This is a genomic window from Aquimarina aquimarini (genome assembly GCF_900299535.1).
In the GTDB taxonomy this organism is placed as follows: Bacteria; Bacteroidota; Bacteroidia; order Flavobacteriales; family Flavobacteriaceae; genus Aquimarina; species Aquimarina aquimarini.
Map to the genome: position 1 here is coordinate 19,010 of NZ_OMKE01000049.1, position 18,776 is coordinate 37,785.

Consider the following 18,776-nt stretch of genomic DNA (forward strand, 5'->3'; position numbering starts at 1 on the left):
ATTGAAATTTGTCTGCAACTATAGTTACAACAAATACGGTTCTTACTAAACCCAGAGACATCCAATCTCTGGTATATCAATCGTTAAAGATACTATGAAATCAGGATAAAAAAAAACTATCTGACCTAGTATCTTTAACTTTACAAAAATTATTTTTTGTATTTCAACGCTTCAGAACGGCCTTTTTTAAATATTTTATTACTATTTCCTTTACCTCTTCTTAATGCTTTTTGTTCTTCTATTGGCAATCTATTTACCTCCATACATTCTGCAGAACAACAATTCTCAAATTTTGCTGCGCATTTCTTACACTGAATAAATAACAGATGACATGCTTCATTCGCACAGTTTACATGTGTATCACATGGTGCTCCACACTGGTGACAATTAGCTATTACATCATTTGATATACGCTCTGCCCTTCTATGATCAAAAACAAAATTTTTACCTAAAAATTTATTTTCTAGTCCTTGATCCTCTACTTGTCTTGCGTATTCAATGATTCCTCCTTCTAATTGAAACACATTTTTAAACCCTTTATGTCTATAGTATGCACTTGCTTTTTCACAACGTATTCCTCCTGTGCAGTACATTACTAATTTCTTATCTTCTTTATGATCTTTAAGATCTTCTTCTATGATATCTAGAGAATCTCTAAATGTATCTACGTCTGGTGTAACTGCTCCTTTAAAATGCCCTATCTCACTCTCATAGTGATTACGCATATCTACCAACACTGTATCTGGATCCTCTATAAGTTCATTAAATTTTGATGCATTGACATGTACTCCTTTATCAGTCACATCAAAAGTATCATCATTCAACCCATCGGCTACTATTTTATTACGTATTTTAACTTTTAATTTTAAGAAAGATTTAGTGTCTTGTTCTCTAGCAATATTAAGGCGTATTCCTTCTAAAAAAGAAATACTATCCAGATGTTTCTTGAAGGCTTCAAAGTTTGGTGCTGGCACAGATAACTGACCATTAATCCCTTCTTTGGCCACATAAATCCTACCTAGAACTTCTAGTTCGTCCCAATGAACAAAAAGGTGGTTTCTAAAAATCTGAGGGTTTTCGATATGTGCATATGTATAGAAAGATAGCGTAAGCCGGTCAGCACCGGCCTCATCAATAAGAGCTGCTCTTTCTTTTGCACTTAATTTGTTGTACAGTTGCATGCTATACTTACGTTTTAAGTTAAAAAGAAATTATTTATTTTTTGCAAAAATACAAATAGTTCAATAATATGCAAGGTCATAAACAGGATGCTATCGTAAATAAAAAATGCCTTGAAATAAGCTTCAAGGCATTTTTTGGGCTAATTCGTTATTAAATAATTTAACGATTAAAAAATATAATAACGAAAGCTAGCCACCTTCTACCATACAACTACTAATTTTGGTAATCATATAGCCATCAAGATTATTTATGACCTTCTTAAGGAATTTCATCTGTACACCTTCCTTTTTATTATTAAGTTCATAATTGCTTTTAAGTAATAGATGCCAAAAATTAAAATGGTTGCGTTATACAATTAAAAAAATAATCTGCTTTACTTTTTTTTAATTCAAAAACTACTCCTGATTTGTTGTTAATAACGATTTTAGAATCCCTGTCACAACTATAAAAAGAAATAGTATTTTAGCAAAAAGTTTATTATCAATGTCAAATCCCGATATATTTGAGCAACAAATGAGTACAGAGAAAGACGCAAAATTAAAAGCATTAAAGCTTACCTTAGATAAATTAGACAAAGCTTACGGAAAAGGAACTGTAATGAAAATGGGGGATCGTGCTGTTCAAGAAGTCGATGTGATCTCTACAGGATCTCTTGGCCTAGATTTGGCAATGGGTGTTGGTGGATACCCTAGAGGAAGGGTTATTGAAATTTACGGCCCTGAATCTTCTGGTAAAACAACACTTACACTACATGCTATTGCACAGGCACAGAAAGCTGGTGGTATCGCCGCATTTATAGATGCTGAACATGCTTTTGATCGTTTTTATGCTGAAAAGCTAGGTGTAGATATAGATAATCTAATTATCTCTCAACCTGATCATGGTGAGCAAGCTCTAGAAATTGCAGACAATCTAATTAGATCTGGAGCAATAGATATTATTGTAGTTGACTCTGTAGCCGCTTTAACTCCTAAGAGTGAAATTGAAGGCGAAATGGGAGATTCTAAAATGGGACTTCATGCAAGATTAATGTCTCAAGCACTTCGAAAATTAACTAGCTCTATCAGCAAAACTAATTGTACCGTAATATTTATCAACCAACTTCGTGAAAAAATCGGAGTAATGTTTGGAAACCCAGAAACAACTACTGGGGGTAATGCTTTGAAGTTTTATGCTTCGGTACGTTTAGACATTCGTCGTTCTACACAGATAAAAGACAGCAACAGTGAAGTAAAAGGAAACAAAACCAGAGTTAAGGTTGTAAAAAACAAAGTAGCTCCTCCTTTTAGAACTGCTGAATTTGATATAATGTACGGAGAAGGTATTTCTAAAAATGGTGAAATTATTGATATTGGTGTTGACTATGAGATCATCAAAAAAAGTGGTTCTTGGTTTAGCTATCAAGACACTAAGCTTGGACAAGGTAGAGATGCTGTAAAATCATTACTGAATGATAACCCCGAACTGATGGAAGAACTTGAAGAAAAAATCAAGGAAGCCATAAAAATTGCTAAAGAATAAAAACATCTTTTTACTATAAAATAAAAAAATCCCGAAAAACTTCGGGATTTTTTTATACCCTAGAAGCAACCATATTTATAGTAAACCATCTACATATTACAAAAGAGATTTAATCAGGATTTCAAAACCCCAAAACATGAAACAATTAAAAACAGTATTAGCGTTTTTTCTTATTATCATCTTTACTGGATGTTTGGATGATGATAATGAAACTACTTTCTTCTATGAATTAACACCAATAGAAAAAGTAGATATCCCTGATGAATTTACCCGAGGAGAAACCGTGAAAATTACTACCACATACATAAGACCATCTAATTGTCATGCATTTTATGATTATAGATATTCTATCGTAGGAAATGAACGTACAGTTACCGCAATTAATGTTTATATTGACGAGGGGAATTGTACTGAAAAAACAGAATTGGTTTCTGAGTCTTTTAATTTTCTTGTAGGAGAAGAAGATTCTTATATTTTCAGGTTTTGGCAAGGGCGGGATGAAAATGATGATAATCAATTTCTGACCATAGAAGTACCTGTATTATAATCAATAATAAAAAAAATAATTGTTAGTGGGCTTAGACCAACTTATAAATAAGTGTAAGAAAAAGAATGCCAAAGCGCAAGAGCAATTGTATAGATTATACAGTAGTAAACTATTCTCGATTTGTTTGAAATATTCTAATGATTCTTCTAGTGCAGAAGACACCTTGCAAGATGCTTTTATTACCATTTTTGATAAAATCAACCAATATAAAAACCAAGGTTCTTTTGAAGGATGGATAAAACGAATAACAATCAATACAGCATTACAGAAATATCGAAAACAACGAGTTTTTGATATTATCAATGAAGAACAAATCGAAGAAGTAGAAGTAGAGGTAGATGAAGAACAAATCTCATTAGATTATCTACTAAAAATAATACAACAACTACCTGATCGTTATCGATTGGTATTTAACTTATACGTGCTAGACGGATACTCACACAAAGAAGTTGCAAATATGCTTGATATATCTATAGGAACATCAAAATCCAACCTAGCTAGGGCAAGAAATATTTTGAAAGAAAAATTACAAACCAACAAAGAACTTTATGTTCGATCAATTGAAGGATGAAGATGAATGATAAAAAAAACATAGACCGCTTATTTCAGGAAAAACTTAAAGATTTTGAGGTTACTCCTGATGAAATAGTATGGGAAAGAATAAAAGCTCATCAAAATAAAAAAAGAAGAGCCTTACTCCCGTTTTGGTATAAATTTGCTGGTGTTGCAGCATTAGTTGCCATTATATTTGGTGGTAGCTTTTTTATGGCAAATAATAGCCAACAGCCAAAAAATAGAATTACCAATGCCAATTCTAAAAATGAAACAAAAAAAGAACAAGATCTACACAATGACTCACCTGTTCACAAAAAGAATGATATCGTAAATTCAAAAAAAGAACAAAGTAATACTCCAAGCAAAGGAGCAACAAATGAATACCAAAGTCATGATCCTACTATAAATTCTTACACGATTAAATCTTCTGATTCTGATCAAAATGCGGTTACAAAAAAAGCTACAGATGAGCAATCTCTTATGAATTACAGGAATAAACTTATTACTTCTTCATCTGCTATTTACAATCAAATCGTGGAAGCATCCTCTAAAACAGTAAACAACAGTAAGAAACAACCATTATTACACAAAAAAACAGACACTATTTTAAGCAAGAATAACATTGCAAAAAACACAATTTCTGACCCACAAAACGAAAGTTTAATCCCTAATAAAAAGCTACCATTCCTCAACACACCTTACAAAAAACACACTTCAGACCCTCTAAGTATAGCAGAAAGCGATAAGGGTAATCAGAAAACAGAAGATATCAAAAAGGATAAAGACATTAACGCCCATAAAAAATCGATTTTTGATGCAATAAACAATAAAGAGGGTATCGTTGAGGAATCAACCTCAACAAGAAAATGGAATATCTCTCCTACAATTGCTCCTGTATACTATAGCTCTTTAGGAAATGGATCACCTATTGATTCTCAATTTGCAGACAATAGCAAAAGTGGACAAGTAAATATGAGTTATGGTCTACAAGTAGCCTATGCTATAAATAAAAGATTTAGTATACGATCAGGAGTAAACAAAGTAGACCTTAGTTATCACACAGAAGATGTTGGCTTTACCCCTTCTGCTTCTTTAAACCAAAATCTTGAAAGTGTTGACTATAACACTTCATCAGAAGCAATTTTGGTTTCTGATATTGGAAATGTAGGTACCTCTGAATTTACCGATGTTACAAGAAACGCAACCAATACCACTCAAAATATTGGCTTACTTAATCAGAGTATTGGCTATATCGAAGTGCCACTAGAAATGAAATACGCTTTGGTAAACAAAAAAATTGGGATTAATATGATTGGTGGTATGAGTACTTTATTCTTACAAGACAATGAAATCTCAATAGAAGCTGGAGATTTTGAAACTCCTATTGGCAAAGCCAATAACCTTAACGAAGTAAGTTTTAGTGGTAATATTGGATTAGGAATAGATTATAAAATAACAAAGCAGCTAGAGATCAATCTCGAGCCTATTTTTAAATATCAGCTTAATACATTTAATACCAACACAAACAATTTCAAGCCTTATTATTTTGGTGTTTATACTGGTGTTAGTATTAAATTTTAAAGAACATAACGATTTTTAGTTGGTTCGGAAAGTTATTGCAATTCAAAAAGCAATGATGAACAAAGCCATCTCTGGGGAGAGGTGGCTTTACTTTTTTATGATATCAAATCTTCTTTTAAAGCGTTAAAAATAAGTGTACGCACATTTTCTTTTACTTCTTTTTTATCATCTTGAGTTAATCCTTTGGTAGAAATTTCTTTTAATACGCGACCTCTCATAATCCCTGGGCTTCCACTAAAAAAAGTATACGAAAAGCGTTTTTTGTTATCTAGAAAGACCAAAGGCACTATAGGAATCTGATGATCTATTGCCAATCTAAAAGCACCATCCTTAAACCCATCCAAAATTACTGATTCATCATCAGGTATGCCTCCTTCTGGAAAAATGCATATGCTAGTGCCAGTATGTAGTCTTGCTTGTGCGCGATCAAAAACTTCTTTTCTACTACGCTGACTACTACGATCAACCAATATACATGTGCGCTTATAAAAGAATCCAAAAATCGGAATCTTTGCCAGTTCTTTTTTCCCCACAAAGACAAAGGGATTTTTGACAGCATACAACATCAACATGATGTCTGTCATAGAAGTATGATTGGCTACAAACATATAACTTTTCTTACGATCGGGTGCTACTTCTTTAGTAACTCTTGGCACAAATCCTGATCCATACAATACTATTTTTGCCCAAAATCTAGCAACTACAAAAAATTGTGAATACCACTCTTCTCTTGAACTAAATACTAACAATAGAGGAAACATGATAATTATAGGAACTCCCATAAGGATATAAAACCAAATACGCCATAATAGAATAAGTATCTTTTTAAGTATATGCATCTCTCAAAAATACACAATTGGTTTGAGCTATGTAAACAAAAAAATTACCTTTGCCAACAAATTATAAAATTACCATGTCGAGAATTCTAACAGGAATACAGAGTACAGGCACTCCACACTTAGGAAATCTATTAGGAGCAATCATCCCTGCAATTCAAATGGCTAATGAGCCCAAGAACGAATCATTTTTATTTATTGCCAATATGCACTCTCTTACCCAGATTAAGGAGGCTACTATTTTGCGAGAAAACACTTATTCTACTGCTGCGGCATGGTTAGCTTTTGGGTTGGATATTGAAAAAACTGTTTTCTATAGACAAAGTGATATTCCTCAAGTAACAGAGTTATCATGGTATTTAAGCTGCTTTTTTCCGTATCAACGTTTGACACTCGCACATTCTTTTAAGGATAAGGCCGATCGTCTAGAGGATGTAAATTCTGGGTTATTTACATATCCTATGCTTATGGCTGCTGATATTCTTTTATATGATGCAGAGATTATTCCTGTAGGAAAAGACCAATTACAACATTTAGAAATGACTAGGGATGTGGCATCCAGAATACATAATCTAGTAGGTGAAATATTTGTATTACCCGAAGCTCAAGTACAAAATGAAACTATGTATGTTCCTGGAACAGATGGTAGTAAAATGAGCAAATCTAAAGGAAATATTATCAATTTGTTTTTGCCTGACAAAAAATTACGCAAACAAATTATGTCTATCGAAACCGATAGTATACCTCTAGAAGGTGTTAAAAACCCTGATACCTGTAATGTTTTTGCTTTATACAAACTAATTGCAACTACAGAGCAACAAAAAACTATGCGCGAAAATTACTTGGGAGGCAATTATGGATATGGTCACGCCAAACAAGCTCTTTTTGAACTACTTATTGATAAATATGCTACAGAGAGAGAACGCTACAATTACTATATGAGTAATCTTAATGAAATAGACGAAGCTCTTGCTGTTGGAGCAAAAAAAGCTACTGCTGTCGCAAATACTGTATTAGCTAGAGTTCGAGAAAAAATCGGTTACTAGTCTCAACAAAGCACCATCTTAGCTGCTATTGATACTGCACTAGATTTCACAAAATAAGAGAGATTTTATTCTTCAAATGACATTTAGCATTTTGTAAAGCTAAATGTCATTTTTCTTTCACATTATTTAATAAATCATCTATTACACTACTGATTATCTAACAGATACATTAAAAAAAGCGCTGTTTTTACTAAATACGCAATGCTATTCATTGTCAAAATATGAGAGAAAAACCTTAAAAAGACTCTTAGTTTACCGTAACCAACTTTGCGATTTTCTTAGTAACTTAGATTTATGAAAAAACTTTTTTACACAGATTATATTCTGAATAAAAAAAATAAAAAAATCACCCCTGCTTGCATATAACAAATCATACATATTAGGGCTTATTGTAGATATGTTATATCAAAAGTACAAACATCATTAATACATTGTGAACGATGACAAAAGAGGAATTATACAATTATATGTTAGCCTATCAACAGGAACATTTATTTACAAAAAACGATCAAAGCAATTTTATAACATTGTTAGAAAATTTAAAGTCTGATAGTGATATAAAAGAAAAGAATATGCAAACTTAAACAAAAAACTACTATGATGACGGAGGAAAAATTATACGAAAGACTTATGAAACACAAAAGTAAACACGGTATTACTCAAGAGACACTACAACATTACCATTGGGCCATAGATACCCTGAGACAACAATCTACAAATAATAACAGTAGTTCTCAAGAAAGAATATAAAGATTACATCGTATAGCACCCCTCTCATACAAAAAAAATTCTTAGAGTCCCTACGGAAAGCCGTAGGGGCAATCTAGTTTTTTACCCTACCTTAGAATCCTAAAACATTTGATAGTTAAAATAAACTGCACTAAAAAATAAAAAAAAAGTGCACTAGTGACGATTACTTAATATTTGAATTTAAAAAAGTCAGAAAGAGGATATTCTAGTACCCCACAAAGCAACCTGATTACTTCAACCGAAGGTCTGGTGTTTGCTTTCTCAATATCAAAAACTGTTCGGTAACTTACTCCGGATTTTTCGGCTAATTCCACCAATGTTAGCCCAGCGTCTTGCCGTAAACTTCGTAGTCTATTGCCTAATGCTTCTTTGAATTTATCATCCTTAGCCATCCTCAAAAATGACTAATTTCCTGTTAGAAATATTAGGCTAAATCACTATATTTTATCAATTATTTGATTTTCAATATGAAATGTGCATTATATTGCATATATTTAATATTAGCTATTAAAGATATTATCATATTATGACCAAAGAAGAGTTGTACCAATATATGTTGGCGTATCAAGAAGAACATTTATTTTGTAAAGAAGACCAAAGTAATTTCATTACCATACTTGAAAATTTAAAACCTACTAATACCCAAAAGGAGACAAAACATGAATGAATAAACTAAAAAACTATAGTCATGACAGAGGAAAAATTATATGAACGATTGATGGATCACAAAAGTAAATATGGCGTAACACAAGAGGTTTGGCAACATTACAAATGGGCACTAGAACTTCTTAGACAACAACACCAAAAAAAACAATGCACTACTAAAAAAAAGAAACATTAAAAATTTCTTTTTACATCTTTATGCCCTTATTCTATAGAGTCATTAGTTTATAACAAACCTTATATAACAAGGAATATTATATACTACACTAAACGCCTGCACACTTTATTTATCTTCATAATTTACATTTATCAAATACTGTTCTTTTTGATATAGCTGACATACTGTTGTCACTAGTGCATTTTATTTTTGCTCTTTTATTAGATCGAATTTTAATAGTTATTTAAAAAAGCATTATGGCAGAACTACTCAAGCATATTTACTCTCATGCATTTTTTGAAGAATTCACAACTGTTCTTCAAAAAGTGATTCCTTATTTTAACACCTCTTCTTTTATCAAACAGATTTATGATAACGAATGGGAGAAAAAAGAGTTAAAACAGCGCATGAGACATATTACAGTCGTTTTGCAAAGCCATTTACAGCCTAATTACTCAAAAAATGTGGATACGTTGCTCAACGTAATCAAACAACTACAAAAAGAAGGAATAAAGGAAAATAGTTTGGAATACATGTTCTTTCCTGATTTTATCGAGTTTTATGGAATTAATGATTATGACACTTCTATACGAGCTATAGAAGAAATAACACAATTTACCAGTTGTGAATTTGCCATTCGCCCTTTTCTTATCAAATTTCCCAAAAAAGGTATCATACAAATGACAAAATGGTCAACGCATACACACTATATGGTAAGAAGATTATCTTCTGAGGGGTGCAGACCTCGTTTACCTTGGGCTATAGCACTCCCTTTCTTAAAAAAAGACCCTACCCCAATCCTACCTATTCTTAAAAATTTAAAAGAAGACGAGTCTGAATTGGTACGAAGAAGTGTTGCCAATAATCTAAATGATATTGCAAAAGATCACCCTACTGTTGTAACCGATATTGCAAAAAATTGGATCGACAAATCAAAAGAAATAGATTGGCTGGTTAAGCATGGATGTAGAACGCTTTTGAAACAAGGAAATCCAGAAATTATGTCCTTGTTTGGCTTTAGAGCTAATGACAAGATTAAAATTAAAAAATTAAAAATTTTAACTCCTATAGTACAGATCGGAAATACATTGGAATTTACTTTTGAATTACATAATACTGATAATCGACCATCAAAGATAAGGCTAGAATATGGGCTTTATTATCAAAAAGCTAATGGAAACTTATCTAAGAAAGTTTTTAAAATAAGTGAAAAAGCATATCCTAAAAATTCGATAACAACTATTTATAGAAAACAGTCATTTAAAATAATAACTACTAGAAAATTTCATTTAGGATTGCATCAACTATCGATTATAATTAATGGTAATGAATTTAAAAAACACGCTTTTAAACTTGATGATAAAAAACCTTAGACAAGAACGCTAAAAACACATCTTTTTTATATTAAAAAAAAGGCAAATGACTCTTTTATTCAGAATCTCTATTCGTACTCTTCTACTTTGGTATAAATAAACTGAAGAGTAGTTTCATGTCCTAAATCTGGATCATCATAAGCTATGGTAATCACTAAATGTCCATTTTTGAGAACAACGTCTGATTTGGTAAATAACAAAACACTCTTTTGACTATAAATAAAATTAATAGTTCCATCTGGTTCTTTTTTCCAATTACCTAAAGTTTCTTCAGTATCTTTTAAACACTCTCCTCCTGTACCAAAATCTTCGTAATAGCTTTTTTCTACAAAACTACCATCTATTGCTATTTCTAAAGTTGTCATTTTCTCACAAGAAGAAAGAGGGAACTCCTCAAAATCCGTATTCTTACCTTCACTACTAAACTGCTGTTTTAGTTTCCATTTCCCTATAAGTAAGACACTAGAAGCATCAGGATCAATCCTTTTACAAGAAAATATCATCAACACAAACCCTGTCAACAATAGTATACACACGGGTAATAGTCTCTTCATATATTGCATTTCTGATTACAATACAAAAATCATAAAAACACTTGTAATTAACAAATATTTAACTGCTTAAAATGTATTTAATCGAAAAATACTGCGTTTAATCGATGTTTTTTACATCCAAATTATTTACAGAAAACACTAAAAAACTAACAACAAGACTCTTATGTCAGCATTTTTTTCAAGCACACAAGAAAAGTATTGAAATTAAACATATATAGGTATAATGAAAAGTTTAAAAAAGAAGTAACCTTTCATAAATGAGCATTAATGAGATACATTAAAAAATGTACGTTCGGTCAAAATTAAATGTAGCTTATTTTACCAATACTCCACGTTGGTTCATTACTGGTAGATCTTGAAAAGCATTTTCATTTATAGTATGTTTCCTAAACAAATATTTCTTATCATACAATTTACTGTCTGCAAAAAATGTAACTACAAATTCATTATTCATACCTAACAATGCCTCTTGAATCATTTCTATTTTGGCAGAAGACTTAGCAGGAACTGTTCCGATACCATGACGTAACAATGAGGTTTTTCTATCTTCATCATACCCTTTTGTTACTACCAAAACCATCTCTATAGGAGTATCCTTATCATTAATAATATATGAATTCCAGTTCTGCGCCAAAAATTCTTCGTCCCATTCTTTGATTATAGCAATGTAAACTTCTTCTACGGTAGGTATATGAATATCTTTTTTCATACAAAAATTATAGTGAAGCTTTAAATTGCTCTAAGAAACGTACATCATTTTCACTAAGCATACGAATATCAGATACTCCATATAACAAAAGTGCAATACGATCAATCCCCATTCCAAAGGCAAAACCACTATATTCTTCAGGATCAATATCACAGTTTTTAAGAACATTAGGATCTACCATACCACATCCCATAATTTCTAACCACCCTGTGCCTTTTGTCATTTTGTAATCTGTTTCTGTTTCTAATCCCCAATATACATCTACTTCTGCACTTGGTTCTGTAAACGGAAAATAAGATGGCCGTAGCCTGATCTTAGATTTACCAAACATTTCTGTAGTAAAATATTGCAAGGTTTGTTTGAGATCTGCAAAAGAAACATCTTTATCTATATACAGTCCTTCTACTTGATGAAAAAAGCAGTGAGATCTCGCAGAAATCGCTTCATTACGATATACTCTTCCTGGAGAAATTGTACGTATTGGCGGCTTATTGTTTTCCATATAACGTACTTGTACCGATGAGGTATGTGTGCGCAATAGGACATCAGGATTTGTTTGAATAAAAAATGTATCCTGCATATCTCTAGCAGGATGATATTCAGGTAAATTTAGTGCAGTAAAATTATGCCAGTCATCTTCTACTTCTGGACCTTCACTTACATTAAATCCTATACGAGAAAAGATATCAATTATTTGATTTTTTACTAAAGAAATAGGATGTCTAGACCCCAAAGTAATAGGTTCTGACGGTCTAGTTAAATCACCATAAAGGCCTTTTTCTTCGTCTTTAGATTCTAACTCATCTTTGAGACTCTTGACCTTAGTTTCTGCAGCTATCTTAAGAGCGTTTATAGCTTGCCCGAATTCTTTTTTCTGGTCATTGGCTATATTTCTGAATTCTGAAAAAAACTCATTAATTAACCCTTTTTTACCTGAAAACTTAATCCTAAAAGCCTCTACATCTTCTTTGGTTTTGGCTTTGAATGCATCTACTTCTTCTATATACTCTTTTATCTTATCAATCATCGCAATTTTCTTAATAGAACGGCAAATTTAAGTAATTTAGGTTAATGGAATAGTACATTCACATACAAAACAAGCTCGCTATATTTATTTCCTGAAGGTTTTCAGTCTATATTTATGAGATTTGCTCTATTTACCTCTTTAATTATATCATGTACCAAGCAACTCTTGTGTTGATTCTATTATTGAACTCATCTTGACTTTTTCTATTTCCTAAAAAATGGCTGAAATTCACTCATATTTCGTTACTTTTCTTACCCGTAGCGTTGCTATGGCTTTCAAAAAGTGCCTCATCTGATCAAATTTCAATTCATTTTCGGTTAAAAATAAAAAGTCAAGATGAGTTCATTATTAAAACCACATTAACAGATAGTTATTCTATATATCTACTTGACAAAAAGTAACTTACTATCGCTTCTTTCATCAAAACAGATTGCTCTCCAGCTTTCAGGCTTGGCAACTGCTCTTTGACCTTATAATGAGGCCACCCCTCATTGTCAAAATAATCAAATTCATAATATCCATATGGTTCTAGAAGACGACAAATTGCAATATGCATCAAATCTAATTTTTCGTCTTTTTTAAAATCTCTATGTAATTGACCTAACTCCTGAACTCCAATCAAATATATAATCCCATCAAGATCCAAATCTTCTCCATCTGCAAATTGATCCGAAAGTTTTTTTACCAGAACCTCCCAACGTTCTTTTAATTTCTCATCTCTGGCCATACTTATAGTTTAATAGCTTTCTACAATATTATTTATATCTATCAGAACATGTTATCCCAATGGAAACAAAGATAAACTATATTATGAACAGCCATACAAAACATTACAACCAATTCTTTTTACATAAATTTTATGTAAAAAAAGGTTAGACGTTACTTAAAAAAGTAACGCCTAACCAAGGAAAACTAACAATAAATCAGGGGGGAAATCTTACAACTCCCATAAAATACCTACTCCAGCATATTGATTTCTATAATTTCTAAAAGATCTGGCATCTATGTCAGTATAGTTTGTACTTCTTATTCTAGAGTACAATGTTGTCGTTATTGAAAAGTCGTTTGCTATTTTTTGAGAAAAATTGGCTTGAACATTCGCGTATTTATACTTCAGGTTTTCACCTATACGTTCTTCTGTATTTCTAGCTTCAATAACATCGTATTTCCTTGTGATATAAGAAAATGATGTTCTTATTTTGGTTCCTCTATTTTTATATGCCATATTCAACCCAGGGCCAAATTGTTTAAATCCTGAACGTCCTGCAGAGTTATCAATTCTAGCATAATATAAAATATTGGGTTTTATTTTAAAATGCTCGCTAAAGGGCAATTCATAAAACAAATTTGCTTTTATATAATCCCAATCTCTCTCTCCGTTTGTATCGATTTCGCTAGCATTAAACGTATCATACATACGTTTCTTCACCAAGGCACTTACTCCTAATTTATGCTCTAATCTATTTATATCAAAAGATTGAACACTGGATAATTGAACTCCATATTCATCAAATTGTAAATCTCTAATGCCAAAAGCATCAAAATCTTTGAAATTATAAAACCCTTCAAATGTGGTTTCATTTTCATTAAAGAGTGGAAATTTAAAACCTAGAGTAGCTCCATAATTAGTATATCCCAAAGGATTGATTAATACATCTTGATTTCCTCCCAACCCTTCTCGGTTCATCCTTTTTAATCTAGCTTCTGCTAAAAAGGCTGTTTTTCTAGTGAATTTATAATCATATTTGGCAACGGCATTCAAACTCCAATAACTATCATCAACATTTTCATAAAATATCCTTGAGAAAGGATTTATTGATAATCTGAACCTGTTTTTTCTCTGCTTATAGCGGTATTTATAATGTGCTTCTATATCTTGATAGAAACTACTAGAAATCAGATCTTCTTTGACTAGTACATTTCCTTCTACTCTAACCTCATTAGGGCTTTTGAAATAATTGTATTCATATCCTGCTTGCGTTCCAATCTTAAATGTATTTTTACTTTGCGAAAAACTAAAAGAGTACAGTAGCATCACAAGCACTATAGATATTATATTTCTTATCTTCATTTATTATTTTTTATTAATTTGATCCAACGTAAACTATACATTTCAATGCCTATTGAAATATTCACAATGTTTATTTAATTACTTCTTTTGTTGTTTTTTAAATAGCTTCTTTTATCACTTCTTTTAATCCTGTTTTATTCACCAATTGAATACCTAATCCTGGACGAACATTGATTTCCATTATCTGCGGCCCTTTATTTTTGTCAATTACAATATCAATCCCCAGATAGTTCAATGGAAATGCTTTTGCCGTTGAAATACATATTTCCAAAATTTCTTCCCAGTAAGGTATGGGGGCACCATTAACCAAAAAAGTACTATCTGGGTGATGATTACTGTATTTTTTACCATCATAAACCTCTAGCAACCTCCCTTCTTTCATATCAATACCAATACCAACTCCGTTTTGATGAAGATTGGCTTTGCCATCAGATCTATCTGTTGGCATTCTCAACATTCCCATTAACGGTGTATTATTAAGAGTGATAATTCTAAAATCAGGTACTCCCTGCGGGTATATTTCATGAAAGAAAGGGTGTGGCTCTATACATTCCTCAATTAACACTCTGTCATGCGAGCCTAATGAAAAGAATCCCATAATGATAGAAGCCATATGCTGAAATACTTGGCGATCTGTTATCACCTCTCCACTACTCATCCAGTCTCCTTCTTTATTCTTCTTGAGTATCTTAATACCTCCACCACCACAACCATTTGCAGGTTTTATAGCTACTGCATTATATTGCTTACAAGATTCCCATGCCTTTTTGATATCACTATTGTATTCTATCACTGCATATGTTTTTGCACATGGAATATCGTTTTGATGCAGTATTTCTTTGGTTAACACTTTATCATCTGCCAATGGGTAGTGTTTCTTGGGATTATTAGGATAAATTAATTTTATGTTTCTTTCATTCAAACCGATCACACTGGAGGCTGCAATGGATTTCTTATTGAAAATTATCGAGAACATATTTATATATTTTAAATAGTTATTTTCTTTCTTTGTTTTATAGAAACAGGTAAGTTTGTATATACCCTACCTAAAAATTTAATTTTTTATTTTCTGAATTAAATAATGGCTTAAATCGAAATAACTCAATCCATCTAATCCCAATATACCTACCCAAGAAAGTAGCTAGTACTACTATCAAAAGAACAATCTCTGGGAATAAAATCAATACAGATGGCAACCATGTCCAGGATAAAATGAGGTATGAAATTGAGGTAGCAATTAGTGTTTGAAACAATTTATCCATTGCTTTTATATACCCATCCTCTAGCGTAGAACGAGAAAATCGTTCAGCAGAAATGGTTAAAATTATAATCGGAAAAAAAGTGAGTTTTGTAAGCCACTCTATATTATTTTTTACTCCAAAATGAGTAGCGACTACAATCAAAGACACCATGATGGTTAATGATATAACAAGTTTTGGCGTATACAGCAATCGCAACTTATCAAAAGGATAGGCGATCAATCCAATAAACATAATAAGCCCCACAAAAATTGCAATTCCAGAAACAAATCCTGTATGAGATAATGAAAAAGCGATCAATACTGGCAGAAACACTCCAAAAGTCTTCAATCCCACTATATTTCTTAAAAAAGCAACAAGTAGTCCTCCTATGGGTAATAGCAATAGAAGGTTAAGAGCTCCCTTTGGTATAATTTTTTTATCTACCAAGTTCCAAAGTGAGAAACCAGGTAGTTTATGAAGCTCTTCTGAATTCATTTTTAGAAAAGACACGTGATTTACCTCATCTATCTGATAACTATAATCGAATTGAATATCTGCTGTATGGGTTATCAAAGGCTTATCACCTTGGTATAATTCTAAATAATTAGCGGGTATAAATGCAAAATGATTATTTAATCCATCAAAAGGAACCCATGTTTGATTAATCAATACTTCTACCCATGCATGCGATGTTCTTTTATTTGCATTTTCTACAATAATCCCGCCTTTTACTCTGGCAGGGTATCCCATATTTCTGCATAAGGCAACAAACAATCTACTTTTTCCATTACAAGAGGCTTTGTTTTGTTTGATTGTTGTCAAGGCATCTGTTAATGTAATGATTGGTGCTGAAGGGATCTCATATACATAATCAAAGATATTTTTTATGATTTCTCTATCATTTTTGGTATTCTGGATTAGACCACTTGCCAATGTATTGATTATTGAATCATTTGATTGAATATCATTGGTAGCTTTGAGATATTCATCATATTCTTCTGATAATTTATTGAATGTATTGGGTATTTTATAGTGTTTAGCTTTTCCTTCAAAAATAAACTCATAATCAATAGAATGATATGAATTTGTATCATTGGTCTCCCAGATGGCCCTTATATTCTGGTGTTTTTCTTTTTGCTTTGTAAAAAACAGCAAACTATCATTTTTGATTTGCTCTCCAGATATTCTTTGCCTAGAATTGGTAGTGGGGATATATGTTTTTAATGTAGTATTTTTGTCACCAGATTTAAAAAAAAATCTATACGTGATTTTATAGACTTTTTCAGGATTAAAATCATCATAATTCCCAAGAATTGGCTTTGCTTTAAACCCAATAGAAATTAGTGCAATTATAGTTATTATAATTAATGCGATTTTAAGATTTGGTTTCAAATTCATAATCAGCTATTTTTGGATTAATAACAAGTAGAAATAATTTCACCCTACCCAAAATCAGAAAAAAAATCTTTTTATATGTCGCAATCTTCAAAATCTGTATGTGAACAACCCGTTTTCACAGAATTATTCGAAACACATGCAGAGGCTGTTAGAAATTTTATTTACTATAAATGTGGAGACAGAGACCAAGCAGAAGATGTTATGCAAGAAGCATTTATAAAACTTTGGGATAATTGTAAAAAAGTAATTCTAGAGAGAGCAAAAGGTTTTTTATGTACTGTAGCCAACAATTTATTTCTTAATCAGGTTGCTCATAAAAAAGTTCGATTAGAATATTCAAAAATCCCTCAAAAACATAAAAATATTGAATCTCCAGATTATGTAATGGAAGAAAAAGAGTTTATGGATAAGTTACAAAATGCAATTGCTGATCTTTCTGATGGCCAAAGAGAGGTTTTTTTACTCAATAGAATCGACAAAAAAACATATAATGAAATTGCCGAAATGTTGGATATTTCTGTAAAAGCAGTAGAGAAAAGAATGCATAATGCATTAAAACAATTAAGAAAACTGGTAAAAAACATATAATATCTGGTAGGGTATTTTATATCTTACCTGTTATTCTTCTGATATTAAGGTAGAAATTATGCTTAACGATAAAGAAAATACATACTTAGCAAAGTGGTTAAATGATGACCTTAGTTCTGAGGAATTAGAGGAATTAAAACAACTTCCTGAGTATAAAGAATATAAAAAAATTGTAGATGGTTTAACTTATTTCAAAGCACCGCCTTTTGATGTACAGCCATCTCTAGCAACCACCTTAGGTAAAATTTACCGGCCCAAAGAAGCAAAAGTTATTAATCTAAAACCTGTTGTATATACTATTGCAGCTGCTGCCTCTATTATTTTGATTATTGGCATCTTCTTTAATAAAGTAACCTATACAACTAATCAAGGAGAACAATTGGCAGTAGTCTTGCCTGATGGTAGTGCTGTTGATCTTAATGCCTCTTCTACACTAACACATCAACGCTTTTTTTGGTCTAGCAACAGAAAAATAAATTTGCTGGGAGAAGCCCATTTTAAAGTCTCCTCTGGAGCCACTTTTACAGTCACTACAAAATTGGGTAAAATTGAAGTATTAGGAACTCAATTTAACATAAAGGACAGAACAAATGAATTTATTGTAGATTGTTATGAAGGAAAAGTAAAAGTATCTACTCATGATAATCAACAAAAGGTTTTACAAAAAGGAGAAGGTGTTTTCTTAAAAAACAATCAACTTATCGAGGAAACTGTTTCTGGAGATGAGCCTATGTGGAAAAAAGGAGAAAGTATTTTTAATAGTGTTCCTCTAAAAAATGTATTGGATGAATTAGAGAGACAATACAAAGTCGTTTTCAAACGAAATCAAATTGATCAAAAGCAATTATTCACAGGAGGATTTAACTATCAAGACCTCACTATTGCACTAGAATCTGTTCTTGTACCTATGGGAGTTGGCTATGTTGTAAACGGTTCCAATATTTCACTCTCTACCCAATAAGTTAAAAACACATGCT

19 protein-coding genes are annotated in these 18,776 nt (G+C 31.8%); 9 read left to right on the forward strand and 10 right to left on the reverse strand.

What is annotated here, in order from left to right:
• Positions 1-149: 149 nt before the first annotated feature.
• Complete coding sequence (gene trhO, locus DG508_RS17735) at positions 150-1,181, reverse strand: oxygen-dependent tRNA uridine(34) hydroxylase TrhO (protein ID WP_108869427.1); 1,032 nt, start codon at positions 1,179-1,181, stop codon at positions 150-152.
• Positions 1,182-1,695: 514 nt separating this feature from the next.
• Here trhO and recA point away from each other — a divergent pair.
• The 4 genes from recA to DG508_RS17755 all read left to right on the forward strand — a co-directional run bounded on the left by recA (position 1,696) and on the right by DG508_RS17755 (position 5,386).
• Positions 1,696-2,703, forward strand: a complete 1,008-nt coding sequence (gene recA / locus DG508_RS17740; protein WP_108869540.1) for a recombinase RecA — start codon at positions 1,696-1,698, stop codon at positions 2,701-2,703.
• A 136-nt stretch (positions 2,704-2,839) separates the two neighbouring features.
• Positions 2,840-3,250, forward strand: a complete 411-nt coding sequence (locus DG508_RS17745) for a hypothetical protein (protein ID WP_103863826.1) — start codon at positions 2,840-2,842, stop codon at positions 3,248-3,250.
• A 25-nt stretch (positions 3,251-3,275) separates the two neighbouring features.
• The gene (locus DG508_RS17750) at positions 3,276-3,821 is read left to right on the forward strand and encodes an RNA polymerase sigma factor (RefSeq protein WP_108869428.1); all 546 of its coding nucleotides are present in this window, start codon (positions 3,276-3,278) and stop codon (positions 3,819-3,821) included.
• 2 nt (positions 3,822-3,823) lie between these two features.
• On the forward strand, positions 3,824-5,386 hold the full coding sequence (locus DG508_RS17755) for an outer membrane beta-barrel protein (protein ID WP_159090911.1): 1,563 nt from the start codon (positions 3,824-3,826) through the stop codon (positions 5,384-5,386).
• A gap of 95 nt (positions 5,387-5,481) precedes the next feature.
• Here the strand turns inward: DG508_RS17755 and DG508_RS17760 are convergent, their stop codons facing one another.
• Positions 5,482-6,225 carry a lysophospholipid acyltransferase family protein gene (locus DG508_RS17760; protein WP_108869430.1) on the reverse strand — a complete coding sequence of 248 codons (744 nt, stop codon included), beginning with the start codon at positions 6,223-6,225 and terminating at the stop codon, positions 5,482-5,484.
• A 74-nt stretch (positions 6,226-6,299) separates the two neighbouring features.
• Between DG508_RS17760 and trpS the strand changes: the two genes are divergently transcribed.
• The gene (trpS, locus tag DG508_RS17765; protein WP_108869431.1) at positions 6,300-7,268 is read left to right on the forward strand and encodes a tryptophan--tRNA ligase; all 969 of its coding nucleotides are present in this window, start codon (positions 6,300-6,302) and stop codon (positions 7,266-7,268) included.
• A gap of 917 nt (positions 7,269-8,185) precedes the next feature.
• Here trpS and DG508_RS17770 read toward each other — a convergent pair.
• Positions 8,186-8,410 (reverse strand): helix-turn-helix domain-containing protein, encoded by a 225-nt coding sequence (locus tag DG508_RS17770; protein ID WP_108869432.1) that lies wholly within the window; start codon positions 8,408-8,410, stop codon positions 8,186-8,188.
• Positions 8,411-8,706: 296 nt separating this feature from the next.
• Here DG508_RS17770 and DG508_RS21115 point away from each other — a divergent pair, with 296 nt between their 5' ends.
• Positions 8,707-8,859, forward strand: a complete 153-nt coding sequence (locus tag DG508_RS21115) for a hypothetical protein (protein WP_159090912.1) — start codon at positions 8,707-8,709, stop codon at positions 8,857-8,859.
• A 236-nt stretch (positions 8,860-9,095) separates the two neighbouring features.
• Positions 9,096-10,211: a DNA alkylation repair protein gene (locus DG508_RS17775; RefSeq protein ID WP_108869433.1), complete on the forward strand. Its 1,116-nt coding sequence runs from the start codon at positions 9,096-9,098 to the stop codon at positions 10,209-10,211.
• Between the two features lie 68 nt (positions 10,212-10,279).
• On the opposite strand, the gene DG508_RS17780 is transcribed toward DG508_RS17775, so the two are convergent.
• The 7 genes from DG508_RS17780 to DG508_RS17810 form a co-directional block, all read right to left on the reverse strand.
• A complete protein-coding gene (locus DG508_RS17780; RefSeq protein ID WP_159090913.1) occupies positions 10,280-10,765 on the reverse strand; it encodes a lipocalin family protein in 486 nt (161 codons plus the stop codon).
• Between the two features lie 313 nt (positions 10,766-11,078).
• On the reverse strand, positions 11,079-11,474 hold the full coding sequence (locus DG508_RS17785) for a hypothetical protein (protein WP_108869435.1): 396 nt from the start codon (positions 11,472-11,474) through the stop codon (positions 11,079-11,081).
• A 7-nt stretch (positions 11,475-11,481) separates the two neighbouring features.
• A complete protein-coding gene (gene pheS / locus DG508_RS17790) occupies positions 11,482-12,501 on the reverse strand; it encodes a phenylalanine--tRNA ligase subunit alpha (RefSeq protein ID WP_108869436.1) in 1,020 nt (339 codons plus the stop codon).
• A gap of 370 nt (positions 12,502-12,871) precedes the next feature.
• Positions 12,872-13,228 carry a hypothetical protein gene (locus DG508_RS17795; RefSeq protein ID WP_103863816.1) on the reverse strand — a complete coding sequence of 119 codons (357 nt, stop codon included), beginning with the start codon at positions 13,226-13,228 and terminating at the stop codon, positions 12,872-12,874.
• A gap of 210 nt (positions 13,229-13,438) precedes the next feature.
• Positions 13,439-14,572 carry a hypothetical protein gene (locus DG508_RS17800; RefSeq protein WP_108869437.1) on the reverse strand — a complete coding sequence of 378 codons (1,134 nt, stop codon included), beginning with the start codon at positions 14,570-14,572 and terminating at the stop codon, positions 13,439-13,441.
• A 97-nt stretch (positions 14,573-14,669) separates the two neighbouring features.
• Positions 14,670-15,548 carry a sugar-transfer associated ATP-grasp domain-containing protein gene (locus tag DG508_RS17805; RefSeq protein WP_108869438.1) on the reverse strand — a complete coding sequence of 293 codons (879 nt, stop codon included), beginning with the start codon at positions 15,546-15,548 and terminating at the stop codon, positions 14,670-14,672.
• Between the two features lie 70 nt (positions 15,549-15,618).
• Entirely contained in the window at positions 15,619-17,211 is a 1,593-nt protein-coding gene (locus DG508_RS17810) for a 7TM domain-containing protein (RefSeq protein ID WP_108869439.1), read from the reverse strand.
• A 75-nt stretch (positions 17,212-17,286) separates the two neighbouring features.
• Here DG508_RS17810 and DG508_RS17815 point away from each other — a divergent pair, with 75 nt between their 5' ends.
• A complete protein-coding gene (locus DG508_RS17815; protein WP_108869440.1) occupies positions 17,287-17,799 on the forward strand; it encodes an RNA polymerase sigma factor in 513 nt (170 codons plus the stop codon).
• Positions 17,800-17,857: 58 nt separating this feature from the next.
• Entirely contained in the window at positions 17,858-18,760 is a 903-nt protein-coding gene (locus DG508_RS17820) for a FecR family protein (RefSeq protein ID WP_108869441.1), read from the forward strand.
• Positions 18,761-18,776: the final 16 nt, after the last annotated feature.